The sequence below is a fragment of the Siccirubricoccus soli genome (assembly GCF_024178315.1).
In the GTDB taxonomy this organism is placed as follows: domain Bacteria; phylum Pseudomonadota; class Alphaproteobacteria; order Acetobacterales; family Acetobacteraceae; genus Siccirubricoccus; species Siccirubricoccus soli.
The window spans coordinates 20,665-43,459 of record NZ_JAMZIK010000091.1; the positions used below are offsets into that span (position 1 = coordinate 20,665).

25 protein-coding genes are annotated in these 22,795 nt (G+C 72.9%); 12 read left to right on the top strand and 13 right to left on the bottom strand.

The features are described from left to right. The first annotated feature begins 57 nt into the window (after nt 1-57). From NJ376_RS14895 to rpmG, 3 genes are all read left to right on the top strand, one after another. Complete coding sequence (locus NJ376_RS14895) at nt 58-2,175, top strand: ribonuclease R family protein (RefSeq protein WP_252954079.1); 2,118 nt, start codon at nt 58-60, stop codon at nt 2,173-2,175. 38 nt (nt 2,176-2,213) lie between these two features. Further along, complete coding sequence (locus tag NJ376_RS14900; protein WP_252954080.1) at nt 2,214-3,683, top strand: S41 family peptidase; 1,470 nt, start codon at nt 2,214-2,216, stop codon at nt 3,681-3,683. Nucleotides 3,684-3,808: 125 nt separating this feature from the next. After that, nucleotides 3,809-3,976 carry a 50S ribosomal protein L33 gene (rpmG, locus tag NJ376_RS14905; protein WP_252954081.1) on the top strand — a complete coding sequence of 56 codons (168 nt, stop codon included), beginning with the start codon at nt 3,809-3,811 and terminating at the stop codon, nt 3,974-3,976. Nucleotides 3,977-4,057: 81 nt separating this feature from the next. On the opposite strand, the gene NJ376_RS14910 is transcribed toward rpmG, so the two are convergent. The 3 genes from NJ376_RS14910 to NJ376_RS14920 form a co-directional block, all read right to left on the bottom strand. Next, nucleotides 4,058-4,459: a DOPA 4,5-dioxygenase family protein gene (locus NJ376_RS14910; RefSeq protein ID WP_252954082.1), complete on the bottom strand. Its 402-nt coding sequence runs from the start codon at nt 4,457-4,459 to the stop codon at nt 4,058-4,060. 1 nt (nt 4,460) lies between these two features. Beyond that, entirely contained in the window at nt 4,461-4,745 is a 285-nt protein-coding gene (locus NJ376_RS14915; protein ID WP_149536923.1) for a DUF2312 domain-containing protein, read from the bottom strand. Nucleotides 4,746-4,908: 163 nt separating this feature from the next. After that, complete coding sequence (locus NJ376_RS14920; protein ID WP_252954083.1) at nt 4,909-5,220, bottom strand: DUF1244 domain-containing protein; 312 nt, start codon at nt 5,218-5,220, stop codon at nt 4,909-4,911. A 191-nt stretch (nt 5,221-5,411) separates the two neighbouring features. Between NJ376_RS14920 and NJ376_RS14925 the strand changes: the two genes are divergently transcribed. From NJ376_RS14925 to pyk, 3 genes are all read left to right on the top strand, one after another. Then, the gene (locus NJ376_RS14925) at nt 5,412-6,704 is read left to right on the top strand and encodes a glycerate kinase type-2 family protein (RefSeq protein ID WP_252954084.1); all 1,293 of its coding nucleotides are present in this window, start codon (nt 5,412-5,414) and stop codon (nt 6,702-6,704) included. 43 nt (nt 6,705-6,747) lie between these two features. Beyond that, nucleotides 6,748-6,987, top strand: coding sequence for a hypothetical protein (locus tag NJ376_RS14930; protein WP_252954085.1), 240 nt, complete (start codon nt 6,748-6,750; stop codon nt 6,985-6,987). Nucleotides 6,988-7,309: 322 nt separating this feature from the next. After that, nucleotides 7,310-8,743 (top strand): pyruvate kinase, encoded by a 1,434-nt coding sequence (gene pyk / locus NJ376_RS14935; protein WP_252954100.1) that lies wholly within the window; start codon nt 7,310-7,312, stop codon nt 8,741-8,743. Between the two features lie 9 nt (nt 8,744-8,752). Here the strand turns inward: pyk and NJ376_RS14940 are convergent, their stop codons facing one another. The 5 genes from NJ376_RS14940 to NJ376_RS14960 all read right to left on the bottom strand — a co-directional run bounded on the left by NJ376_RS14940 (nt 8,753) and on the right by NJ376_RS14960 (nt 13,680). Then, nucleotides 8,753-9,745 carry a Bug family tripartite tricarboxylate transporter substrate binding protein gene (locus NJ376_RS14940; RefSeq protein ID WP_252954086.1) on the bottom strand — a complete coding sequence of 331 codons (993 nt, stop codon included), beginning with the start codon at nt 9,743-9,745 and terminating at the stop codon, nt 8,753-8,755. A 129-nt stretch (nt 9,746-9,874) separates the two neighbouring features. Continuing rightward, the gene (locus NJ376_RS14945) at nt 9,875-10,453 is read right to left on the bottom strand and encodes a Yip1 family protein (protein ID WP_252954087.1); all 579 of its coding nucleotides are present in this window, start codon (nt 10,451-10,453) and stop codon (nt 9,875-9,877) included. Nucleotides 10,454-10,558: 105 nt separating this feature from the next. Beyond that, on the bottom strand, nt 10,559-11,617 hold the full coding sequence (ada, locus tag NJ376_RS14950) for a bifunctional DNA-binding transcriptional regulator/O6-methylguanine-DNA methyltransferase Ada (protein ID WP_252954088.1): 1,059 nt from the start codon (nt 11,615-11,617) through the stop codon (nt 10,559-10,561). A 325-nt stretch (nt 11,618-11,942) separates the two neighbouring features. Beyond that, a complete protein-coding gene (locus NJ376_RS14955) occupies nt 11,943-12,515 on the bottom strand; it encodes a tetratricopeptide repeat protein (RefSeq protein WP_252954089.1) in 573 nt (190 codons plus the stop codon). A gap of 175 nt (nt 12,516-12,690) precedes the next feature. Next, entirely contained in the window at nt 12,691-13,680 is a 990-nt protein-coding gene (locus NJ376_RS14960; RefSeq protein WP_252954090.1) for a Bug family tripartite tricarboxylate transporter substrate binding protein, read from the bottom strand. Between the two features lie 117 nt (nt 13,681-13,797). Between NJ376_RS14960 and NJ376_RS14965 the strand changes: the two genes are divergently transcribed. Then, nucleotides 13,798-14,928, top strand: coding sequence for a YihY/virulence factor BrkB family protein (locus NJ376_RS14965; protein WP_252954091.1), 1,131 nt, complete (start codon nt 13,798-13,800; stop codon nt 14,926-14,928). Between the two features lie 439 nt (nt 14,929-15,367). On the opposite strand, the gene NJ376_RS14970 is transcribed toward NJ376_RS14965, so the two are convergent. Beyond that, a complete protein-coding gene (locus tag NJ376_RS14970) occupies nt 15,368-15,910 on the bottom strand; it encodes a LysM peptidoglycan-binding domain-containing protein (protein WP_252954092.1) in 543 nt (180 codons plus the stop codon). Nucleotides 15,911-15,991: 81 nt separating this feature from the next. On the opposite strand from NJ376_RS14970, the gene fdhD reads away from it, so the two are divergent. The 5 genes from fdhD to NJ376_RS14990 all read left to right on the top strand — a co-directional run bounded on the left by fdhD (nt 15,992) and on the right by NJ376_RS14990 (nt 18,999). Beyond that, a complete protein-coding gene (gene fdhD / locus NJ376_RS14975; protein ID WP_252954093.1) occupies nt 15,992-16,876 on the top strand; it encodes a formate dehydrogenase accessory sulfurtransferase FdhD in 885 nt (294 codons plus the stop codon). A 137-nt stretch (nt 16,877-17,013) separates the two neighbouring features. Continuing rightward, a complete protein-coding gene (gene mobA, locus NJ376_RS14980; RefSeq protein WP_256476366.1) occupies nt 17,014-17,655 on the top strand; it encodes a molybdenum cofactor guanylyltransferase MobA in 642 nt (213 codons plus the stop codon). A 30-nt stretch (nt 17,656-17,685) separates the two neighbouring features. Further along, nucleotides 17,686-17,811 carry a hypothetical protein gene (locus NJ376_RS28740; protein ID WP_256476367.1) on the top strand — a complete coding sequence of 42 codons (126 nt, stop codon included), beginning with the start codon at nt 17,686-17,688 and terminating at the stop codon, nt 17,809-17,811. Between the two features lie 136 nt (nt 17,812-17,947). Continuing rightward, the gene (locus NJ376_RS14985) at nt 17,948-18,487 is read left to right on the top strand and encodes a hypothetical protein (protein ID WP_252954094.1); all 540 of its coding nucleotides are present in this window, start codon (nt 17,948-17,950) and stop codon (nt 18,485-18,487) included. Continuing rightward, nucleotides 18,484-18,999, top strand: a complete 516-nt coding sequence (locus NJ376_RS14990) for a permease (protein ID WP_252954095.1) — start codon at nt 18,484-18,486, stop codon at nt 18,997-18,999. Before NJ376_RS14985 ends, NJ376_RS14990 begins: the two co-directional genes overlap by 4 nt. Nucleotides 19,000-19,321: 322 nt before the next feature. Here NJ376_RS14990 and fabF read toward each other — a convergent pair whose 3' ends face one another. The 4 genes from fabF to NJ376_RS15010 all read right to left on the bottom strand — a co-directional run. After that, nucleotides 19,322-20,560, bottom strand: a complete 1,239-nt coding sequence (fabF, locus tag NJ376_RS14995; protein ID WP_252954096.1) for a beta-ketoacyl-ACP synthase II — start codon at nt 20,558-20,560, stop codon at nt 19,322-19,324. A 229-nt stretch (nt 20,561-20,789) separates the two neighbouring features. Continuing rightward, a complete protein-coding gene (locus tag NJ376_RS15000; protein ID WP_252954097.1) occupies nt 20,790-21,533 on the bottom strand; it encodes an enoyl-CoA hydratase/isomerase family protein in 744 nt (247 codons plus the stop codon). Continuing rightward, complete coding sequence (locus NJ376_RS15005) at nt 21,530-22,501, bottom strand: Bug family tripartite tricarboxylate transporter substrate binding protein (protein WP_252954098.1); 972 nt, start codon at nt 22,499-22,501, stop codon at nt 21,530-21,532. The genes NJ376_RS15000 and NJ376_RS15005 overlap by 4 nt, the downstream gene beginning before the upstream one ends. Beyond that, nucleotides 22,498-22,795 (bottom strand): acetate--CoA ligase family protein (locus NJ376_RS15010; protein WP_252954099.1); only part of this gene is annotated, 298 nt, incomplete at its 5' end. The genes NJ376_RS15010 and NJ376_RS15005, both read right to left, overlap by 4 nt.

Here is a 22,795-nt window from a genome sequence, read left to right on the forward strand (position 1 = left end):
TCCGGGGGGTGGTCCACCCCCTGGCGGGGGCTCGGGGGCGGAGCCCGCAGTAACGCCATGGCGCCCCCCAATCCCCTTCCCAGCAAGGCCGACATCCGCCGCCTCCTGGCCGAAAGCCCGGACCGTCTCGGCAAGAACGACATCGCCCGGCATTTCGGCCTGACCGCCGAACAGCGCCCCGCGCTGCGCGTGATGCTGAAGGCGCTGGAAGCCGAGGGCGCCTTCGTGCCGCCGCCGCGCGGCGACCGGCTGCCGGAGGTGCTGCCGGTGGAGGTCTTCGGCATCGACCCGGATGGCGACCCCCTCGCCCGCCCGCTGGGCTGGAAGGCGGAGCAGGGCCGCACGCCCCTCATCTACATGCGCCCCGAGGCAGCCGGCCAGGCGGCGCTGGCGCCCGGCGAACGGGTGCTGGCGCGGCTGAAATTCATCGGCGGCGGCAAGTACGAAGGCCGGACGATGAAGCGCATCGGCGGCGGCACGCCGGCGCGCATCCTCGGCGTATATGAGGAAGGCCGCCTCATCCCGACCGATCGCCGCCACAAGGCGGAATGGCAGGTGCCTCCCGGCGAGGCCAACGGCGCCGAGCCGGGCGAGATTGTCCTCGCTGAACCCTTACCCAGCCGTCCCCTCGGCCCCCGCCCGGCGCGCATCGTCGAACGGCTGGGACGGATGGGGGAGCCGCGCTCCGTCTCCCTCCTCTGCATCCACGCCCATGGCATCCCGGAGATCTTCCCTGCCGAGGCGCTGCGCGAGGCGGAGCGCGCCCGCGGCATCGGCCCCGAAGGGCGGGAGGATCTCCGCCCCCTGCCCCTCGTCACCATCGACGGCGAGGATGCCCGCGACTTCGACGACGCCGTCTGGGCGGAGGCCGAGGGCAGCGGCTGGCGCCTAATGGTCGCCATCGCCGATGTCGCGCATTACGTGACGCCCGGCTCGGCCCTGGACCGGGAGGCCTGGACGCGCGGCAACAGCGTCTATTTCCCCGACCGCGTCGTGCCCATGCTGCCCGAGGCGCTTTCCAATGGCTGGTGCAGCCTGAAGCCTGGCGAGGATCGCGGCTGCCTCTTCGCCGAGCTCCGCATCGACGCCGTCGGCCGCAAGCTCGCTCACCGTTTCGGCCGGGGCATCATGCGCAGCGCCGCCCGCCTGACCTATGAGGAGGTGGAGACGGGCGCCGACCCGGCCGGCACGCGCGAGGCCCTTTACGGCGCCTTCCGGGCGCTGTCCGCCGCCCGCGAGGCGCGCGGCACGCTCGATCTCGACGTGCCGGAGCGCCGTGTCCGGCTCTCCGCCGAGGGCCGCGTGCTGGCCGTCGAGCCCCGCGCCCGGCTCGACAGCCACCGGCTGGTCGAGGAGTTCATGATCCTGGCGAATGTGGCGGCGGCCGAGGAGCTGGAGCGGCTGGGCCAGCCCTGCATGTACCGCATCCATGACCGGCCGGCCGACCGCAAGCTGGAAGGGTTGCGGCAATTCCTCGGCAGCTTCGGCATCACCCTGCCGCCCGGGGACCAGGTGCAGCCGCGCAATTTCGCCCAGGTGCTGGAGCAGACGCGCGACCTGCCGGAAGCCCCGCTGGTGCATGAGGCGGTGCTGCGCGGCCAGTCCCAGGCGGAATACGCCCCGGACAATATCGGCCATTTCGGCTTGGCCCTGCCGCGCTACGCCCATTTCACCAGCCCGATCCGCCGCTATGCCGACCTGCTGGTGCATCGCGCCCTGATCCGCGGGCTGAAGCTCGGCCCGGATGGGCTTGCGGAGGAGGAAGCGGCGCGCTTCCCGGACAGCGGCGAACACATCACCGCGACCGAACGCCGCGCCGCGGCGGCGGAACGTGACGCGGTGGAACGCTATCTTGCGGCCTTCATGGCACAGCACGTCGGAGAGGTGTTCGCGGCACGCATTTCCAACGTGACACGCTTCGGCCTCTTCGTCACCGTATTGGCGAATGGCGCGAGCGGACTCGTGCCGCTCAACTCTCTGCCGGATGATCGATGGGTACTGGACGAAGGCCGTCAGGCCTTGGCCGGGGAAAGGTCTGGGCTGCGCTTCGCCCTGGGCGAGGCGGTGGAGGCCAGGCTTGCGGAGGCCAATCCGCTGACCGGCGGCATGGTGTTCCACCTGCTGCAGGGCATGCCACCGCCCCGCGTCGCACGGTCCTCGCGTCGGCGGCGCTGATCCTCTGGCTGCTGCTCCGGCCGCTCGGCGCCGGGGCGGTGGAGGAGCCGGGCTTCGCGCGGGACCAAGTGCAATCCGTCCTCGCCATCGCCCTCGGCATGGTGCTGGAACGGCATCTGGATGCCGCGACGCCGGCGGAGCTCGGCCTCTGGTCGCTGCGCGGCTTGGCCGTGCTGGACCCGGAGCTGAAGCCGGAGCTGCGCGCCGGCACCCTGCTGCTCTCCCGCCCGGACCGCCCGCTGGCCAGCCGCCCGGTCCCCGCCCTGCCGCCCGGCACTTCGCCCGAAGCGGCCGCCGTGCCGCTCGGACTGGCGCTCGCGGCGCTGTTCGAGGCAGGCTGGCGCGCCTCCCCGGCGCTGCGCCGGGCGGGGCAGGAGGCGATGCTGCGCTCCGCCTTCGAAGAGCTGTTCAACCACCTGGACCCCTATAGCCGTTACGTCTCCCCGGCCGAGGCCCTGGCCTCCCGCACCCGCCGCGTCGGCCAGGCCGGGCTCGGCTTCAGCCTGGCGGCGGGGCGGGGGCGGGAGGTGGTGGTGGCGGCGCTGGCGCCGGACGGCCCGGCCGCCCGGGCCGGGCTCCGCCCCGGGGACCGGCTGCTGGCGGTGGAGGGCGTGCCGGTCTCCGCCCGCAACCTGGCGGAGGCCGCGCTGCTGCTGGAAGGCGCCGCCGGCACCCCGGTGACGCTGAGCCTGGCGCGCGGCCGCCGGCGCTTCCAGCTCGTGCTGCGCCGCATCCCCGCGGTGGCGGAGCCGCTGGCCGCGGAGCGGCGGGAGGAGGTGCTGTGGATCCGCCTGCACAGCTTCTCCGGCCTCACCGAAGCGCGGATGGCGGTGGCGCTGCGGGAAGGGCTGCGCGGGCCGCGGCCGCGCGGCGTGGTGCTGGATCTGCGCGGCAACCGCGGCGGGCTGCTGGGCCAGGCGGCGGCGGTGGCGGGGAATTTCCTCTCGGATGGGGTCCTTGCCCGGACCTCCGGCCGGCATCCCGATGCGGTGCGGGTCTGGGAAGCCTCCGGTCCCGATCTGACGGCGGGGCTGCCGGTGGTGGTGCTGGTGGATGGCCGCACCGCCTCCGCGGCGGAAATCGTGGCGGCGGCGCTGGCCGATCGCGGCCGGGCGGTGGTGGTGGGCAGCGCCACCATGGGCAAGGGGCTGATCCAGCTCGTGGTGCCGCTGCCCAACGGGGCGGAGCTGCTGGTGAGCTGGTCCCGCGTCCTGGCGCCGCTGGGCTGGCCAATCCAGGGGCTCGGCGTGCTGCCCATGCTGTGCACCAGCCTCGGCACGGAGGCGACCCAGGCGGCGCTGACCGGGCTGCGGCAGGGGCAGCCTTCGCCGATGGCGCCCGTGCTGGCCCGCGCCCGGGCGCTGCGGGCGCCGCTGCCTGAGGCGGAGGTGGCGACGCTGCGCAGCGCCTGCCCGCCGGCAGAGGGGCGGCCCTCCGACGAGTCCGCCGCCCAGACGCTGCTGGAGGTGGCGGAGGCCTATGAGACGGCGATCGGGGGGCGGCGATAGCCGGGCCCAGCCCCGGTCCCCGGGGCGAATTGTCGCGCAAGGCTTGACCTGCGGGATTTCCAGGCTAGTTTCCACCCCCTCCCTTTCTCGGCCGCCCAGCGGCCCAAGGCATTAGCAGGGCTCCCATGGCCAAGACCAACACCATCCAGATCAAGCTGGTGAGCAGCGCCGAGACCGGCTTCTTCTACGTCACCAAGAAGAACACCCGCACCGCCACCGGCAAGCTCGAGCTGAAGAAGTACGACCCGGTCGTGCGCAAGCACGTCGTATTCCGCGAGGCGAAGATCAAATAGCCCCGGCCGGGCTGCGGCCCGGCGCCGAGGACGCAAAGGCGGAACGGCCGGGCCATGCCCGGCCTTTTTGCGTTACGGCGGCTATTCCGGCAGCAGGTCGAGCTTCAGCGGCAGGATCTCGCCGCACCACAGGGCATGCAGCGAATGGTCGGCGCGCTGCCGCCCGGTCTCCGGGTGCAGCAGCACGGCCAAGCCGCGGCGGTTGAGCGCCAGCCAGGGCAGGAAGGCGGGGAAGAGGTCCGGCCCGAAGGCCACCTGGTACATCGGCGCCGGGTGCGGCCCCACCGGCTCGTCCCGCCAGCGGCCGAGCACCGCGACGGGAAACAGCGCCGCGATCTCCGCCCGGACCGCCGCCGCCAGGGTGGGTTCCGCCGGCGTGCGGTAGTAGAGATGGGCGTGCCAGCCATGGATGGCCCCGCCCATGCCCATGCCGGCCTGACCCGACCGCTTCACGCCCTCACTGTCGTTCGGGCGATCGGACACGCTACATCCCCAACGCGCGGCGATAGAGGTCGAGCAGCGTCTCCTGCTCCTCCACCTCAGCCGGCTCCTTCTTCCGGATGGAGATGATCTGGCGGATCACCTTCACGTCGAAGCCGGCGGATTTCGCCTCGGCGAAGATGTCCTTGATGTCCCCGGCCAAGGCCTTGCGCTCCTCCTCCAGCCGTTCGATGCGCTCGATGATCGAGCGCAGCCGGTCCACGGCGATGCCGCCCACCTCCGGATCGTCGGTCCGTGCCCGGTTCGCCGCTGCCTCAGCTTCGCTCATCCCCACTCCCCCAGAGAAGAAGGGCGGGGGAATACCCGGCCCGGGGGGGAGGGATCAATGACCAAGGCAGCACCCCTGCCCCCACCGGGCGTCCAGCGCCCCGCCTGAGCCCGGCCCGCCCACTGCCCTCGCGGCGTTGCGCAGCAAGGTCGTGGGGAAAGCCTCAGTGCCCCGGATTGCTGGCGGCGAATGTCGCCTTCTGCTCCGGCGTCGCCTCCTTCTGATACTTCGCCTGCCATTCCTTGTAGGGCATGCCGTAGATGATCTCCCGCGCATCGGGGTCGCTCAGCGGAATGCCCTTCGCCTCGGCCTCCGCCCGATACCATTTGCTCAGGCAGTTCCGGCAGAACCCCGCCAGGTTCATCAGGTCGATGTTCTGCACATCGGTGCGCTCCCGCAGGTGCGCGACCAGGGTGCGGAAGGCGGCCGCCTCCAGCTCGGTGCGGGTCTTCTCGTCCATCTCGGGTGCAGCCATGGGTCCCTCCTCGCGCGCGGCGCCGGTCTCGGTCCGCACTAATTTGGGGCAAGGGGCGCGGGGCTGCCAGGGGGGGCTGCCAAGGGGGCTGCCAGAGGGCAGGAGCGCGGGGCGGGATTGCCCCCGCTGACCGAAGCTTGCCGCCCCGCCGCCGCTGCGGGACATAGGCGGGGCAGCAGGGGGGGCAGCCGATGGCCTGGGATGACGCAACCGCGCGGGCGGCGCTCCGGCGCCTCTTCGAGGCCGGGCTGGCGGCGGCGGACCCGCTGGTCTCCCTGCCGCCGCATTTGCCGGAGCCGCCGCGAAACGGCCGCATCCTCGTCATCGGCGTCGGCAAGGCGGCGGCGAAGATGGCGCTGGCGGTGGAGCGCGCCTGGGCCGGCGTGCCGCTCACCGGCCTCGTCATCGCCCCGCATGGCGCCGACCTGCCGGACCCGCCGCCCGGCCGCCGTATCGCCCTCCGCTTCGGCGCCCATCCGGTGCCGGACGAATCCGGCGCGGCGGCGGCGGCGGAGATGCTGGATCTGGTCCGCGGCCTTTCGCCCGAGGATCTGGTGCTGTTCCTCGTCTCCGGCGGCGGCTCCTCCCTCTCCACCCTGCCCGCCCCTGGCCTGACGCTGGACGACCTCAAGGCGGTGAACCGGGAGCTGCTGCGGAGCGGCGCCCCGATCACCGAGATGAACTGCATCCGCAAGCATCTCAGCGCCTTCTCCGGCGGGCGGCTGGCGGCGGCGGCGCATCCGGCGCGGGTGGTGACGCTCGCCATTTCCGACGTGCCGGGGGACGATCCGGCGGTCATCGCCTCCGGCCCCACCGTGCCGGACCCGACCAGCTTCGCCGAGGCCCGCGCCCTGGTCGCGCATTACCGCATGACGCTGCCCGAGGCGGTGACGCGCCACCTGGCGGCGGCCGTGGAGGAAAGCCCGAAGCCCGGCGACCCGCGGCTGGCCGGGGCGGAGTTGCGGATGATCGCCACCCCCATGCTGGCGCTGCGGGCCATGGCGGAGGCGGCGCGGGCGGCGGGGCTGGCGCCGCTGATCCTCGGCGATGCACTGGAGGGGGAAGCCCGGGAGATGGGCAGGGTGCTGGGCGGCATTGCCCTCTCCGCCGCCACCCATGGCCTGCCGGTGCCCCCCCCCTGCGTCATCCTCTCGGGCGGAGAGGCGACGGTGACCATCGCCGGCCCGGCCGGCGAGGGCGGCCGGGGGACGGAGACCCTGCTCGGCCTAACGCTGGCGCTGGAAGGCCACCCCGATATCTGGGCGCTCTGCTGCGACACAGACGGCATCGACGGCAAATCCGACTGCGCCGGCGCCATCGCCACGCCGGAGAGCCTGGCCCGCGCCCGCGCCCTGGGGCTGGACCCGCGGGCGGCGCTGGCCGCGCATGACAGCACCGGCCTGTTCCGGGCGCTGGGGGATCTGGTGGTGACCGGCCCGACCCTGACCAATGTGAATGATGTGCGGGCGGTGCTCATCCGCTGATTATGTTCTTTATTTGTTCAGTCTGCCGCCATAGGCTGGCGCCATGCTGCCCCAGGCGATACCGCCCCTGCCGCCCCTCCTCGGCCTGACCCGCTGGGAATGGGATGGCGCGGGCATCCGCTTCCGCATCTGGGCCCGGCCGATCATCGGCCGCGGCGGGCGGGAGGTGGTGCCGGTGACCCTGCTCTGGCAGCAGCGGGACGGCAGCAGCGGGATGGCACGCTGCGGCGGCTTCGTGGAGGCGATGGAGCGGGCGCTGCGGATCACCGAGGGCGCCGGCTGAGAGCGCCTCTGCCCCTTCCCGCCCAAGAGGGAGGTGCGGCATTGCAGTGGGATGAAAAGCGCCCCCGCCGGCAAATTTAAGCAAGACAGCCCCAACTTAAATTATATAAGTACCGCCCATGCGTGACCCGACCCTGGAAGAACTCCTCGCCCGCCGCGGCATGGTCACCCGCATCGCCACCGGCCTCGGCATCTCCCCCGCCGCCGTCTCGCAATGGCAGCGCGTGCCGGCGGAGCGCGTCGCGGAACTCGCCCGGCTGCTGGACTTGGCGCCGCACCAGCTTCGCCCGGACCTCCACCCGCCGCCGCAAGGACTGCCCCGCATGCCCTCCCGCATCGCCCTGCGCCGCCGGCGGCGCACCAAGATCGTCGCCACCCTCGGCCCCGCCAGCAGCAGCCCGGAGATGATCGAACGGCTGCACCGCGCCGGCGCCGATGTCTTCCGCCTCAATTTCTCCCATGGTTCGCATGCCGACCATGCCGAGCGAATCGCCATCATCCGGGCGGTGGAGGCGAAGGTCGGGCGCCCCATCGGCATCCTCGCCGATGTCCAGGGGCCGAAGCTGCGCGTCGGCCGCTTCCAGGGCGGGCGGGTGCAGCTTCAGGCCGGCCAGCCCTTCCGGCTGGACCTCTCGCCCACGCCGGGCGATGTCCGCCGCGTTCAGCTTCCGCACCCCGAGATCATCCAGGCCGCCCAGATCGGCACCACCCTGCTGCTGGATGACGGCAAGCTGCGGCTGCGCGTCACCCGGGTGCGCGGCGACCATCTGGAGACGGAAGTGCTGGTCGGCGGCGCCCTCTCGGACCGCAAGGGCGTCAATGTCCCGGACGTGGCGCTGCCCATCCCCGCCCTGACGCAGAAGGACCGGGAGGACCTGGCCTTCGTCCTCGACCGGGGGATCGAGTATATCGGCCTCTCCTTCGTCCAGCGGCCGGAGGATGTGGCGGAGGCCAAGGCGATCGCCGCCGGCCGCGCCCTCATCATGGTGAAGATGGAAAAGCCCCAGGCGGTCGAGAATCTCGACGCCATCCTGGCGCTGACCGATTGCGTCATGGTGGCGCGTGGCGATCTCGGCGTGGAGCTGCCGCCGGAGGAGGTGCCGCTCATCCAGAAGCGCATCGTCCGCGCCGCCCGCGCCCTGGGCAAGCCGGTGGTGGTCGCTACCCAGATGCTGGAGAGCATGATCGGCGCCCCGGCGCCGACGCGGGCCGAGGCGTCCGACGTGGCGACCGCCGTCTTCGACGGCGCCGATGCGGTGATGCTCTCGGCCGAGACCGCCGCCGGGCAATATCCCTTCGAGGCGGTGAACATGATGGACCGCATCGTGGCGCGGGTGGAGCAGGACCCGGGCTGGCGGTCGGTGACCGATGCCGGGCGGCCGGAGCCGGAGGCGACCAGCGCCGGCGCCATCTCGGCGGCCGCGGTGCAGGTGGCGCACACCATCAAGGCGCAGGTCATTGCGGCCTTCACCTCCACCGGCACCACCACCTTCCGCGTGGCCCGGGACCGGCCGGATTGCCCGATCCTCGGCCTGACGCCGTCCGAGGCCACGGCACGCCGCCTGGCGGTGGTGTGGGGGGTGCACTCGCTGGTGGTCAGCGAGATCCACTCCATGTCCGAGATGGTGAACCGCGCCCTGCGCGCCGCGCAGCAGGAAGGCTTCGCCAGCCAGGGGCAGGAGATCGTGGTGACGGCGGGCGTACCCTTCGGCACGGCGGGCACCACGAATTCCCTCCGGGTGGCGATGGTGAAGTAGGGCGCGCGCCTATTGCATCTCGATGCCGGCGGCCTTGATCGCCGCGGCGTTGCGCTCGATGTCCTCCGCGATGCGGGCGCGGAAGCGCGCCGGGTCGAGCACGAAGATGTCGCCCTGCGCCAGCAGCGGCGGGCGCGCCGTGGGCGATTCCGCCACCGCTTCCATCATTGCGTAGAGGCGCTGCACCAACTCTGGCGGCGTGCCGGCGGGGGCGACCAGCCCGTTCCAGAAGACCGCGCTGAACTCCGGGTAGCCGGCCTCCTTCACCGTCGGCACCTCCGGCAGCTCGCGCCAGCGGGCGTCGCCGGTGGTGGCCAGCGCCAGGAAGGTGCCGGCCTGGAGCAGGGGCCCGGCGGTCGTCGGCGTGTCCAGCAGCACGTCCACCTCGCCGGCCACCAGGGCATTGGTCGCCAGGGAGGAGCCGCGATAGGGCACGTGCAGCATCTGCGCCCCGGCCGCCGCCAGGAGCTGCTCCATATGCAGGTGCTGCAGGTTGCCGACACCGGCCGAGGCATAGCTGATCCGCCCCGGCTGGCGCCGCGCCAGCGCGACCAGCTCCGCCAGGCTGCGCACGCCCTGGGTGCGCGGGTTGCGCGGGTTGATCACCAGGATGAAGGGGCTGATGGTGATCGTGGCGATGGGCAGCAGATCGCGCAGCGGGTGGTAGCGCGTGTCGCGATAGAGCAGGTGGTTCACCGTCATGGTGCTGGTGTTGCTGACCAGCAGCGCATGGCCGTCCGTCGCCGCGGCGACGAAGGCCGCGCCGAGGGAGCCATTCGCGCCGGTGCGGTTCTCCACCAGGACCGGCTGGGGCAGGCGGGTACGGAAGTCCTCGGCCAGGATGCGGGCGCAGATATCGGTGGAGCCGCCGGCGGGATAGCCGACGATCAGCCGCACCGGGCGGTTCGGCCAGGCCGCCGCCTCATTCTGCGCCAGGCCGGGCTGCGCCAGCGCGGCGAGTGCGGCGGCGCCCAGGGCGCGCCGGCCGGGGAATGCCTGCATGGATGATCCTCCCTCCCATGCCGCTCCTGCCGGGCGGCCTTGGCAGGGATCAGACCAGCTTCGGCGCGGAGCGTCCAGCAGACGCGGCCGGAGCCGCGGGCCCCGGATGCGAGGGGCCCTCGCCTCGCCTCAGAAGCGCAGGAACATCCCGGCGAACATCCCGGCCAGCAGGTTGAGGAGGAAGCCGATGACGATGACCGCGGCGGTGAAGGCCAGCCGCCGGTCCTCCGGCACGCCCACCACCACCGGCACGCCCTTCCAGAAGATGTAGAGGCTGTAGAGGCCGAGCAGCCCGAGCACGGCGAGCGGCGGCAGCAGGGCGAAGATTCCGGCCACCCAGGCCGCGGTGGGCGCATAGACGGCGAGCTTCATGGCGGAGACCTCGTCCCCCCGCCCGCCGAAGCGCGGCGCCATCGCCTCGATGATCTTGCCCCAGACCCATACCCCGGCGAGGCCCAGCACATAGCCGGCAATGGCATTCAGCAGCAGGGAAATGGGGCTGAAGACCACGCCCAGCCCGCCCACCATGCCGCCCAGCATGCGGGCGAAGAGCAGGGAGCCGATGAAGCCCGCCACCGCCGGGATCGCCGAGAGCGGCACGGCGTAGCTCATGAACAGGCTCTTCGTATCGGCCGGCTCCGCCGCGATGACGGCCCATTCCGCCGCCGGGCGCGTGATCAGCCCCTTGGCGCGTGCGACGATATCCATCCGGCCCCGATTCTCCCATTCCTGGCCGGGGCAATCTGCGCGAGCCGGGACGCGGATGGCAACATTCGTCGCCGCCTCCCGCAACGAATCGACAGGGCGCCGGGGTCAGCCCTTGCCCGCCCCGGCCCTCTCCTTCGCCAGCAGCGCCCGCTTGCGCGGCACGCCCCAGCGATAGCCGGTCAGGTCGCCATCCCGGCCGATGACACGGTGGCAGGGCACCGCCAGCGAGACGTGATTCTGCGCGCAGGCCCGTGCCACCGCCCGCACCGCGCGAGGGGCGCCGATCGCCTCGGCCATCTGGGAATAGGTGCGGGTCTCGCCGAAGGGAATCGCCTGCAGCGCCTCCCACACCCGGCGCTGGAAGGCGGTGCCGCGCAGGTCGAGCGGCAGGGCAAGCGCGGCCTTCGGCTCCTCGAGGAAGGCGATCACCTCGCGCACCGCCTCGGCCAGGGAGTCGGGCGCTGCCTCCACCCGGGCTCCCGGGAAGCGCTGGCGGAGATCGCCCTCCAGCGCCTCGAAATCCTCGGCGAAGCCGATGAAGCAGACGCCCTTCTCGGTGGCGCCCACCATCAGCGGGCCAAGGGCACTCATCGCCGTGGCGGTGCGGATCACCTCCCCTGCCCCGCCGCGGCGGGCGGCGCCGGGGGTCATGCCCAGCACCTGGCCGGGCGCGCCATAGACGCGGCTTTCGCTGCCATAGCCGGCGCCGGCGACGGCTTCGGCGACCCGGTCGCCGGCGGCGAGCGCCGCCTGCAGCCTGCGGGCCTTCACGGATTGGCCGTAGGAATGTGGGGTCACGCCAGTGATCTCCTTGAACAGCCGGAGGAAATGGTGCCGGGCATAGCCGGCGCGGTCGGCCAGGGCGGCCAGGCTCGGCAGGCTCTCGCTCGCCTCGATCAGGTCGCAGGCGGCGCGGATGGCGGCGGCGTGCAGCGCCGCGCGCTCCCCCTTCGGGTCGCAGCGCCGGCAGGCACGGAAGCCGGCCGCCTCGGCGGCGGCGGCATCGGGGAAGAAGCGGGTATTGCGGCGGAGCGGGGGACGGGAGGGGCAGCCGGGGCGGCAGAACACCCCCTGCGTCGTCACCGCATAGAGGAAGGCCCCGCAGGCGGGGCTGGGGTCGCGGGCCAGGACGGCGTCCCAGCGGGCGGCATCGGGGTCGGGCATGGGATGCATGTCGGGCATGGCCACAAGATGGGCCGTGGCCGCGCCCGGGGCCATCCGCGGGTTGCCCTCACATCATGCCGGCCCAGGGGGGCCGGGGCCAGCGGCCTCAGCGCATGCGGGTGAGAGCGGCCGCCGCGGCGACGAGGCCGAAGGCCCAGGGCAGCATGGTGAGAATTTCCGACACTTGGCCTCCCTCCGGCGGCAGCGGAATGCTGCGATCCTTACGAGGATACCAAGGGATACCTTACCGGCACGTCATTTAAGCGGATGGCCGGGTTGCGTCCGTTGCATGACACGGACGCCATCCTATGCGAGTGCAAAACGATCAGAGCGCCTCGCCCTCGGCCTTGCGCTGCAATTCCCGCAGCTTCTCCGCCCCGCCCGGGGTCTTCGGGCTGATCTCCAGCGCGGCGCGCAGGCTGCGCAGCGCGCCCTCCGCATCCCCGGCGGCCTCCTGCGCCGCGGCCAGGGTTTCCAGCGCCGCCCAGTGTCGCGGTTCCAGCCGCAGCACCTCTCGCAGGTCGCGTACCGCGGCCGGGATGTCGCCGGCGCGGAGATAGGCCTGGGCGCGCAGATGCCAGGCCTCGGCGAATTCCGGGGAGAGGGTGATGGCGGCGTCGAAATCCTCCAGCGCCTCCTCGGGCAACTGCGCCTCCAAGTTCCGGGCGCCGCGGCGCAGCAGCAGGGTGACGGCAGGGGAGGCGGCCTGGGCCCAGAGCTGGCGGATGCGGGTTTCCACCAGCGCGGCGCCGGCCTCGTCCGGGGCGCTGCGCAACGCCTCGAAGGCGCGGTCGAGCTCGGCCTTGCGCGCCTCCGCGCCGCGGGCGGACGGCGGGGCTGTCTGGGCCAGGGCGGCCAGGGGCAGCAGCAGGAATGGCAGGACGAGGAGGGGGCGCATGGTGCCACCCTCCGCCCGCGGCGGCAGGCTTGGCAAGCGGCATGGGCCGCGCCCGGGCTTGGGTGCGAGCGTGCGGTTGCATTGTCGGGTCCGAAACCCGGACCGGGGTCCGGGGCCAAGTCCCGGCCCCGGCGGGGTTGGCGGCGCTGCCGCCAACGGGCAGAGCCCCTGGCCTTCACCCCCGCCCCAGCCGCAGCCCCGCCTTCTCCACGATGCCCTTGAACTTGGCGACCTCCGCCAGGAGGAAATCCCGGCTGCTGGCCGGGGTGCTGGGCGCCGCCGGGTCCACCCCGGCCGCCGCCATCCGCTCCGCCGCCGCCGGCTCGGCCAGCACCGCATTCGCCGCGGCCGAGAGCTGCGCCGCCAGGGGCTCCGGCAGGCCGCGCGGCGCCACGAGCAGGTTCCAGGTGGTGATCTCGAAGCCGCTCAGCCCCACCTCGTCCAGCGACGGGATGTCGGGGAAGAGCGGATGCCGCCGCAGGGAGGACACCGCCAGCCCGCGCGACAGCCCGTCCCGGATATGCGGAGCGGTGGAGGCCAGCACTTCCAGCGAGTAGTCCACCTCGCCCTTGGCCAGCGCCTCCATCACCGCGGAGCCGCCGCGATAGGGCACGTGCTCCGCCCGCAACCCGCCATAGGCGACCTTGATCGCCTCCCCGGTGAGGTGGCCGATGCCCCCTGCCCCGCTGGTCGCCCAGCTGTAGTGGCCAGGCCTGGCCTTCACCGCCTCCAGCAGCTCCTGCGCGCTGCGGAAGGGCGATTGCGCCGGCACCACCAGCACGATGGGCCCGCCGCCGATGACCGCGATCTGGGTGAAATCCGCCACCGGGTCGTAGGGCGTCTGCTGCGGCAGGGCGGCCGGGTTGGTGCCGAGGGCGGAGGCCGAGGCGAGCAGCAGGGTGTAGCCATCCGCCGGGCGGTGCCGCACCCATTCGCTGCCGACCGAGCCGCCGGCCCCGGCCCGGTTCTCCACCACGATGCGCGCCTGCGGGCCGAGCTTCGCCGACATCCGCTCCGCCAGGATGCGGGCGGCAATGTCGGTGGAGCCGCCGGCAAGGAAGGGCACCACCAGGGTGATGGTCCGGTCGGGATAGGTCTGGGCGAAGGCCGGCGCGGCAAGGCTGGCGGCGAGCATGGGCAGGGCGCGGCGGGCGAGGCGGGGCATGGCACGTCTCCTTGGCGGCGCCGAGATGCCCCGGCCCGGCCGGCCATGCAACTCGCGACCATCGCGCGGCCATAGCGTTCGCCTGCCGACATTCCGAAGCCAGCGGAGGCGACGACCATGAAGGAGCCGAAGCCCAGCCCTCTCCTGCTCGGTGCCCTGGCGGCCGGCGGCCTGCTGCTGGCGGCCTTCAACCGCGAGGCACGGCCGCCTGCGGAGGCGGCCCGGCCGCGGCGTGCCGCGCCGCGGGCGGAGAAGGATGCCGGTCGCTCCCACCGCGCCCGTCATCGCCACGGGGACCGTGCCCGCGGCGGCGGCAGCCATGGCCGCGACGCGACCCGGCCCGAGGAGATCCCGCCACGCGGCTGGTGGGCGATCGCGAAGCGGACGGTCTCCCAGGTCTCCGACGACCGGGTGCTGACCGAGGCGGCGGGCGTCACCTTCTATGCCCTGCTCGCGCTCTTCCCCGCCCTCGCCGCGCTGGTCTCGCTCTACGGGCTCTTCGCCGATCCGGCGACGATCAGCGAGCATCTCGGCGCCGTCGGCTCCGTCGTGCCGGGCGGCGGCATGGAGATCATCGAGGAGCAGGTGAAGCGCATCACGGCGAAGGGCGAGGGCACGCTCGGCTTCGGCGCGCTGATCGGCCTCGCCACCTCGCTCTGGTCTTCCAACCAGGCGATGAAGGCGATCGTGGATGCGTTGAACGTGGTCTATGAGGAGAAGGAGAAACGCAGCTTCTTCCGCCGCCTCCTGGTGACCATGACCTTCACCCTGGCGGGCATCCTGTTCATCCTGCTCGCCATGGCGGCGGTGGTGGTGCTGCCGGTCGCCCTCGCCTTCATCGGCCTGGACGGGGTGCTGGAGACGGTGCTGCGCCTGGCGCGCTGGCCGGTGCTGCTGCTGGCGGTGGGCCTCTTCCTCGCCTGCCTCTACCGCTACGGGCCGAGCCGGGAGCGGGCGCAATGGCGCTGGGTGAGCTGGGGCAGCGCCTTCGCCTCCCTCGCCTGGCTGGTCTTCTCCCTGGGCTTCTCCTGGTACGTCACGAATTTCGGCAGCTACAACGAGACCTATGGCTCGCTCGGCGCCGTCATCGGCTTCATGACCTGGATCTGGCTCTCCGCCACCGTCGTGCTGGTGGGGGCGGAGCTGGATGCGGAGATGGAGCACCAGACGGCGCGTGACACGACGACGGGGCCGGAGCGGCCGATGGGCACCCGCGGCGCGCGCATGGCGGATGAGGTGGCGAGCTAGGCGAGGCGGCGCCGGAAGGCCGGGCGCCGCGCCCTGGGCGCCACACGGGAGCGTCCGGCGCCGGCGTTGGGAATGCGACCCCCAAGAAGCCGCTGCGCGGCTATGCGAGGGCGTGCGCCGCGGACTGTCCAAGGTTTCAAGGCTTCACAAGCCTTCCGTGGCATGGCCGCGGAAGGACGCAGGGCAGCAGCTTTGCCAGGCGCGGTTGGCAGCCCGCCACCGCGACCAGCGCGGTGGGACCCCGAACACGATACGCGGGCATGGGAGGCGCGGCAGCCGCTGCCTCCCGCCCGGCCTCCTCGCCGCGGCGCGGGAGGTGCCGCCAGCCCTGCGGGCTAGAGCAAATTCCGATCAGATGGAAGCATCTGATCGGAGGTATTTGCTCGCTATAACAACAACCTAGAGCGGGCTCCGTGAGCCAGTGCGAACGGAAACCGCTCTAGCGCTCCGGCACCCGCAGCACGACGCCCGGCCGCACCGCGTCCGGCCCGCTCAACATCGGCTGGTTGGCCTCCAGGATCGCCACGGCGCGACGCGCATCGCCGTAATGCCGCGCGGCAATCGCTTCCAGCGTCTCGCCCGGCGCCACGGTGTGGAACAGGCTGCCGCCGGCCCCGAAGCGCTCCCCGGGCTCCGGCTGCGCCGCATGCACCGTCTCCTCCGCCGCCGCCGTACTGGCGCTGCCGGCGGGCAGGCGGGCGAAGCTGCCGAGGCTCTCCAGCAGGCTGGGCGTGTGCCGCGGCGCCAGCCGGTCATCCACCGCCGCGATCCCCGGCATGTTGCCGGCGGCCAGCACCAGGCGCTCCCGCGCCTCACCATCCGCCACCTCGCCCTCCAGCGTCAGGCAATCCCCCTTCAACCGGGCAGAGATACCCTGATGCGGCAGGCCGAGCGCCGCGAAGCGCGCCAGCACGGCTTCGGTGGAGGGCAGGGCGCCGGCCGGGCCGATGCCGGCCTCGGCGGGGAAGAGGTAGCGGGGCATGGCATTCTCCCTTTCCGGGGGCGAACGTCCTGCCCCGCGGGGCGGTTGCGCCCGGCCGGGCGCCGCACCACCCTCTCTCCCATGGATGCGAAGCTGCTGGTCCAGCCGGACCCCGCCGACCCCCGCCTGACCCGCCGCGTGACCGGGCTGGACCACACCGGCGCGCGCATCGAGGCGAGCGTGACGGTGGAGCGGCCGCTGACGCTCTACCTGAACGGGCAGGAGATCGTCACCATGATGACGATCCTCGACCGGCCGGAGGATCTGGCGCTGGGCTACCTGCTGAACCAGGGCATGCTGCGGCCGGACGACCGGGTCACGGCGGTCGAGTACGACGACGATCTGCAGGTGGTGGTGGTGCGCACCGAGCGCCGCACCGACTTCGAAGAGAAGCTGAAGAAGAAGACCCTGACCAGCGGCTGCGCCCAGGGCACCGCCTTCGGCGACCTGATGGAGGATTTCTCCGCGGCGCGGCTGCCGGCCTCGGCCGAGATCCGAACGAGCTGGCTCTACCGGCTGCTGCACCGGATCAACACCCTGCCGACGCTCTACCTGGAAGCCGGCGCCATCCATGGCTGTGCGCTGTGCGAGCGCGACCGGCCGCTGGTCTATATGGAGGATGTCGGCCGGCACAACGCGGTGGACAAGATCGCGGGCTGGATGTTCCGCAGCGGCACGCTTGGCGGCGACAAGATCTTCTACACCACCGGGCGGCTGACCTCGGAGATGGTGATCAAGACGGTGCGGATGGGCATCCCCATCCTGGTCTCGCGCAGCGGCTTCACCGCCTGGGGGGTGGAGCTGGCGCGAGAGGTGGGGGTGACGCTCATCGGGCGGTGCAAGGGCAAGCGGTTCACCGCGCTCTCGGGCGAGGCGCGGATCGTCTTCGACGCGGACCTGACCTATGTCGAGGAGGAGAGCGCGAAGCACTGGCGGAAGAACAGCCGGGAGGCGGAGGGGGCGTGAGCGCGCCCGGATGCGCCGAGTGTCGCGGGGTGGCAGGGCCGGCCTCAAGGACGCTCTGCGCCGCCTGCGGCCATCCTTGACCCCGGCCCCGCCACCCCGCGCTGCGAATGCATGGCCGGGACGGAGGAACGGCGCCTTTGACCGAAGCTAGGAACCAAGGCTTGCTGGGCGTGGTGCTGGCCGGCGGGCTGGCGCGGCGCATGGGGGGTGGGGACAAGCCGCTGCGGAGGCTGGCAGGCCGGCCGCTGCTGGCGCATGTCCTGGAACGGCTGACGCCGCAGGTGGCGGAGGTGGTGCTGAACGCCAATGGCGATCCGGCGCGCTTCGCGGCCTTCGGGCTGACGGTGCTGGCGGACCCGCTGCCGGACTACCCCGGGCCGCTGGCCGGGGTGCTGGCGGCGCTGGACTGGGCGGCGGCGCACCGGCCGGGGATGGCGACGGTGCTCTCCGTGCCGGGGGACGGGCCCTTCCTGCCGCCGGACCTGGCAGCGCGGCTGGAAGCGGCCCGGCAGGCGGCAGGCGTGCCCATGGCCTGCGCCGCCTCCGGCGGCTGGATGCACCCGCCCATCGGCCTCTGGCCCGTCGCGCTGCGGGGGGAGTTGCGGGCGGCGCTGCTGGCGGGCGAGCGCAAGATCGACCGTTGGACCGCCCGCTTCGGCTGCGCCACGGCGGAATGGCCGGCGGTGCCGCTGGACCCCTTCTTCAACGCCAATACGGCGGAGGAGCTGGCGGCAGCGGAAACGGCCTTGCAACGGGCCGGCCGCGCACCCATAGGCTGAACGGACCCGCATCCGACAGGGAGTTCCGCCGTGAAAGCCGTCCTCACCGGCATCGTCCTCGCCATCCTGCTGGCCGGTGCCGCCGCCTTCGTGCTGGACACCGAATTCCAGCAGACCGCGGAGGAGCATTTCCGGACCGAGAGCGTCAGGCTGTAGGCCCGGAGCCGCCGCGCGGCTTCCCGGGGGCCGGCCCAGCAAGGCCACGCCAGGGCGCCGCACGCCATCAGGGACGGGGACCGGCGGCTGGGGGGCCCCTTGCCGCCGAGGCGGCTTGGGCGCAGCCTGGGCGGGCATGCTTTCCTTCTTTCGTCGCAATTCCAGCGCCGTCATCATCGGCGCCATCGGCCTGCTGGCCGGCGCCCTGGTCCATCAGCTCCGCGGCCCTGCCGCCTTCCGCCACGCCCTCGGCAATGCCGCCGACCTCTTCCTGGTGATCCTGCCGGCCATGCTGGCGGGGCTGTTGCTGGCGGGCAGCCTGAAGCAGCTCGTCCCCACCGGCGTGCTGGCCAGGTGGATGGGCGCCGAGAGCGGGATGCGCGGGCTGCTGCTGGCCACGGTTGCCGGCATGGCCATGCCGGGCGGGCCGATGGCCGCCTTCCCCCTGGTGCTGGTGCTGGCCCAGGGCGGGGCGGACCGGGGTGCCCTCATCGCCTTCATCGTCGCCTGGGCGCTGAACGGGCTGCAACGGGTGCTGGTCTGGGAGGTGCCGCTGCTCGGTGCGGATTTCGCCCTGCTGCGCTTCCTCTGCGGCCTGCCCCTGCCCTTCATCGCCGGCGTCCTGGCGCGGCGGGTGCCGATCCGCTGGTCGCCGCCCGGGGCGGGCCCGGCATGACGCCGGGGCAGATCCTCCTCATCGCCGTGGCGCTGATCGCCTTCGGCCTCACCCTGCGGCGCGGCCTGCCGACGGCGCAGCGCGCGCTCAGGGAAACCGGTCAGACGGTGGTCCGGGTCCTGCCGCTGCTGGCGCTCGCCCTGCCCATGGCGGCCTTCCTGGCAGAGCTGATCCCGGCCGATATCGGCAGCGGGCTGCTGGGGCCGGAGAGCGGGCTGACGGGACTCGTCATCGCCTCCTTCGCCGGCGGCTTCATCCCGGGCGGGCCCTTCGTCTCCTTCCCCCTGGTGCTCACCTTCATCAAGGCGGGCGCGGGCGGGCCGCAGGTGGTGGCGCTGGTCTCCGGCTGGGCGATCCTCGGCTTCCATCGGGTGATCGCCTGGGAATGGCCGGTGCTGGGGCCGCGCTTCATCCTCATCCGGCTGATCGCCTCCATCGCGCTGCCGGTGCTGGCCGGGCTGCTGGCGGAGCTGCTGCTGCCGAGCTTCCCGCACGCGCTGGCCAGGCCGTAGATCGCCGATTAGAGCAGATCGCCGTAGGGCGGCATCGCGCGAAGGCGTGAATCTACTCTGCAAACACAGGCTTAGAGCGTTTTCGGTGAACGCATGTAAACCGAAAACGCTCTAGGCCCAGACGCAGCCTGCCGCCCTGCACAGGGCAGGCTGTGCGAACCTCCAGAGCAGATCGCCGCAGGGCGCCATTGCCCGAAGGCGTGAACCTGCTCTGCAAACACAGGCGTAGAGCGTTTTCGGGGAACGCATGCGAGCCGAAAATGCTCCAATGCCGCGCAATTCCACTCACGCCGGCAGGGCGGCGCCGCGGTTTCGCCGGGCGTTACGCCGCCCGGAACAGCAGGCTGGCATTGGTCCCGCCGAAGCCGAAGCTGTTCGACAGCGCCGCCCGGATCGGCCTCTCCTGCGCCACCCAGGCCACGCGGTCGATCGGACTCTCGCGGCTCGGCGCATCCAGGTTCAGCGTCGGCGGCGCCACGCCGTCGCGGATCGCCAGCACGCAGAAGATCGCCTCCGCCGCCCCCGCCGCGCCCAGCATGTGGCCGGTCGCGGATTTGGTGGAGGACATGGCCAGCTCCCGCGCCGCCTCGCCCCACAGGCGCTCCACCGCTTCCAGCTCCAGATCGTCGCCGAGCGGGGTGGAGGTGCCGTGCGCATTCACATAGCCCACCTGCTCCGGCGCCAGCCCCGCCTGGCGCAGCGCGGCGCGCATGGCGCGCTCGGCGCCCGCATGGCCCGCGGCGGGGGCGGTGACGTGATGCGCGTCGCCGGACATGCCGTAGCCGGCGATCTCGGCATGGATGCGCGCGCCGCGACGCCGGGCATGGTCGAGGGATTCGAGCAGGACCATCCCCGCCCCCTCCCCCATCACGAAGCCGTCCCGCTCCCGGTCCCAGGGACGGGAGGCGCGGGCGGGCGTGTCGTTGAAGCCGGTGGAGAGCGCCCGCGCCGCGGCGAAACCGGCGATGCCGAGCTCGCTGATGGCGGCATCCACGCCGCCAGCCAGCATCACCTCCGCCTCCCCGCAGGCGATCAGCCGCGCTGCATCGCCCAGCGCATGCGCGCCGGAGGAGCAGGCGGTGGAGACGGCGCGGCGCGGGCCGAGGAAGGCGAAGGCCTCGGCGAGCTGGGCGGCGAGCTGGTGGATCAGCGCGCCGGGCAGCACCCCTTGCGGGTGCCGCCGCGCGATGCCGTTCTGCAGCCGCTGCGCGCCCTCATGGATGGCATCGAGGGCGCCGCAGCCGGAGCCGATGGAGACGCCGGTGGCTTCCATCGCCGCTTCCTCGGCGGGCGCCCAGCCGGCATCCGCCAGCGCCTGGCGGGCGGCGAGCAGGGCGAGCTGCCCGGCCCGGTCGGCGCGGTCCGGCGCCTGGCGGCCGGGCAGGTCCGACCAGACGCCCGGCGGCACCTGGCCGGCGACGCGGCAGGGCAGGCCATCCGCGTTGCAGGCCGTCAGGCTGCCGATGCCGGTCTGCGATTCCAGCAGCCGGCGCCACACCGGCTCGATCCCCTGGCCGAGCGGGCAGACGATCCCCATGCCAGTGATGACGACTCGCCGCATGCCGGTTTCCCATCCCTCGCCCGGGGGGTGTGACGGAGCGGCGCTTGGCGGAACAGTGAAGCTTTGGGGAAAGCCGTCTGACCGGACGGCGACACGGCGATGGCGTGCGGCGTCCGACGGCTCGGAAAGCTCACACCGGGGTCCGGGGGCTGGTCGTTGCCGGCAGTGCCGCCCCCCCGGCGGGTGTGCAGAGGGCAGCGCCCTCTGCCGGCCCGGGGCGGAGCCCCGATCACTCCCCGCGGAACTGCGGTGGCCGCTTGTCGCGGAACGCCGCCACGCCTTCCTTGAAATCCTCCGATTCGCGGATCTTCGTCAGCCGCTGCAGCTGCAGCGCCCATTGCTCGGAAGGGCCGCGCGGCAGGATGTCGTCCAGCACCATGCGCTTGATGGCGCCGGTGACAAGCGGCGCGAAGCCGGCGATCTCCTGCCCCCATTCGATCGCGCGGGCCAACGCCCCGCCTTCCTCCACCACCTCGTTCACCAGCCCCACGCGCTCCGACTTCGCCGCGTCGAAGGTGCGGCAGAGCAGCATCAGCTCCATGGCGAATTTATGCGGGATGCGGGAGGGGAGCGCGGCGATCATGCCGCCGGTCAGGCCGAGCTTCGCCTCGGGGTAGTAGAACTTCGCGCGGGCGCCGCAGACGGCGAGGTCCGCCATCATCGCCAGCACCAGCGCGCCGCCGATGCACCAGCCCTCCACCGCGCAGATCAGCGGCTTGTCGGTCTGCCAGCCGACATTGGGCACGGCGCGCCACAGCTCCGGCGGCGCGGTCACGTCGGCGCCGAAGGAGAAGGCCTTGCTGCCGCTGCCGGTCAGCACCGCGACGCGCTGCCCGGAGGCGGCGAACTCGGTCATCGCCGCCTGCACCTCCTCGGCCATGGTCCTGGTGATGGCATTGCCCTTGTCCGGCCGGTTGAGCGCCACCACGCGCACCGTGCCCTCGTCCCACACCTTGATGTCGCTGTAGCTCATTCGGCCCTTGCTCCCGTCCGCCGTACCATGTCGCCAAAGATCGCCCGGTCCTGCGCGATGCGCTGGGCGAAGGCCTCCCCCGCTTCCAGCCGTGGCCGCAGCCCGACCGGCGCCATCGCCCGCGCCACCTCCGGCAGGGCCAGCACGGGCCCGAGCGCCGCGACCAGCCGGTCCACCACCTCGACCGGCAGGCCGGCGGGGCCGGCCAGGCCGAAGAAGGAAATGCCGCCCTGGCCGAACAGGCCCAGCTCGCGCAGCGTCGGCAGCTCCGGCAGCTCCGGGCTGCGCGTCTCGCCGGTGGTGGCCAGGCCGATGACGCGGCCATCCTTCACCGCCGGAATCGCCACAGGGTCGAATTGCAGCTCCACCTCGCCGGCGAGCAGCGCGGTGAAGGCGGGGGCGGAGCCGCGATAGGGCACGTGCTCCAGCCTGATGCCGGCGGCATCCGCGAAGATCTCGCCGGTCATCTGGGTGATGGTGCCGTTGCCGGCGCTGCTGAAGCGCAGCTTGCCCGGGTTGGCCCGGGCATAGGCGAGGAATTCCGGCATGGTGCGAACCGGCACGCGGGGGTGCATGGCCATCACCCCATCCGAGGCGGCGAGCATGGCGATGGGGGTGAAATCCTTCGCCGGGTCGTAGGGCAGGCGCATCATGTGCGGGCTGATGGTCAGCACCGCGGTCGGCCAGACCAGCAGGGTGTAGCCATCCGGCTTCGCCGGGGCGACCGCGGCCGCGCCGATGGAGCCGCCGGCGCCGCCCCGGTTCTCGATGACGATGTTCTGGCCGAGCGCGGCAGAGAGCGGAAGCTGGATGGGCCGCGCGACATTGTCCGAGGAGCCGCCCGGCGGGTAGGGCACGATCAGGGTGACGGGCCGGCTGGGCCAGGCGGTTTGCGCCCGTGCCAGGGCGGGCAGGGCCAGGGGGGACAGGGCCAGGGCGGCGAGCAAGGGGCGGCGGGCAATCCTCATGGGCTCTCTCCCCCGATGGTGGCGCGCGCATCCACCGCCACCGCCCCGCGCCCGGCGGCGCGCAGCAGCAGCGGGTTCAGGTCCATCTCGATCAGCCGCGGCCCGAGATCGGCGGCGAGCCAGGAGAGCCGGACCAGCGCCTCCACCGCCGCCCGCACATCCAATGCAGGGCGGCCGCGCACGCCGTCCAGCACCGGCCACAGGGCGAGCCGGCGCAGCATCGCCGCGGCATCCTCGGGCCGCAGCGGGGCAGGCATGAGCTGGACGTCGCGCAGCAGTTCCACCAGCACGCCG

Bases quoted from the DNA above. Each gene is read 5' to 3' on its own strand.
- NJ376_RS15000 (WP_252954097.1), bottom strand. From the start codon at position 21,533: ATGAGCTACAGCGACATCAAGGTGTGGGACGAGGGCACGGTGCGCGTG.
- fabF (WP_252954096.1), bottom strand. From the start codon at position 20,560: ATGCGGCGAGTCGTCATCACTGGCATGGGGATCGTCTGCCCGCTCGGC.
- NJ376_RS14955 (WP_252954089.1), bottom strand. From the start codon at position 12,515: ATGCGCCCCCTCCTCGTCCTGCCATTCCTGCTGCTGCCCCTGGCCGCC.
- fdhD (WP_252954093.1), top strand. From the start codon at position 15,992: ATGGATGCGAAGCTGCTGGTCCAGCCGGACCCCGCCGACCCCCGCCTG.
- NJ376_RS14970 (WP_252954092.1), bottom strand. From the start codon at position 15,910: ATGCCCCGCTACCTCTTCCCCGCCGAGGCCGGCATCGGCCCGGCCGGC.
- NJ376_RS14985 (WP_252954094.1), top strand. From the start codon at position 17,948: ATGCTTTCCTTCTTTCGTCGCAATTCCAGCGCCGTCATCATCGGCGCC.
- NJ376_RS14925 (WP_252954084.1), top strand. From the start codon at position 5,412: ATGGCCTGGGATGACGCAACCGCGCGGGCGGCGCTCCGGCGCCTCTTC.
- NJ376_RS14965 (WP_252954091.1), top strand. From the start codon at position 13,798: ATGAAGGAGCCGAAGCCCAGCCCTCTCCTGCTCGGTGCCCTGGCGGCC.
- rpmG (WP_252954081.1), top strand. From the start codon at position 3,809: ATGGCCAAGACCAACACCATCCAGATCAAGCTGGTGAGCAGCGCCGAG.
- NJ376_RS14945 (WP_252954087.1), bottom strand. From the start codon at position 10,453: ATGGATATCGTCGCACGCGCCAAGGGGCTGATCACGCGCCCGGCGGCG.
- NJ376_RS14920 (WP_252954083.1), bottom strand. From the start codon at position 5,220: ATGGCTGCACCCGAGATGGACGAGAAGACCCGCACCGAGCTGGAGGCG.
- ada (WP_252954088.1), bottom strand. From the start codon at position 11,617: ATGCCCGACCCCGATGCCGCCCGCTGGGACGCCGTCCTGGCCCGCGAC.
- NJ376_RS15005 (WP_252954098.1), bottom strand. From the start codon at position 22,501: ATGAGGATTGCCCGCCGCCCCTTGCTCGCCGCCCTGGCCCTGTCCCCC.
- NJ376_RS14915 (WP_149536923.1), bottom strand. From the start codon at position 4,745: ATGAGCGAAGCTGAGGCAGCGGCGAACCGGGCACGGACCGACGATCCG.
- pyk (WP_252954100.1), top strand. From the start codon at position 7,310: ATGCCCTCCCGCATCGCCCTGCGCCGCCGGCGGCGCACCAAGATCGTC.
- NJ376_RS14990 (WP_252954095.1), top strand. From the start codon at position 18,484: ATGACGCCGGGGCAGATCCTCCTCATCGCCGTGGCGCTGATCGCCTTC.
- NJ376_RS14895 (WP_252954079.1), top strand. From the start codon at position 58: ATGGCGCCCCCCAATCCCCTTCCCAGCAAGGCCGACATCCGCCGCCTC.
- NJ376_RS14940 (WP_252954086.1), bottom strand. From the start codon at position 9,745: ATGCAGGCATTCCCCGGCCGGCGCGCCCTGGGCGCCGCCGCACTCGCC.
- NJ376_RS14930 (WP_252954085.1), top strand. From the start codon at position 6,748: ATGCTGCCCCAGGCGATACCGCCCCTGCCGCCCCTCCTCGGCCTGACC.
- NJ376_RS14960 (WP_252954090.1), bottom strand. From the start codon at position 13,680: ATGCCCCGCCTCGCCCGCCGCGCCCTGCCCATGCTCGCCGCCAGCCTT.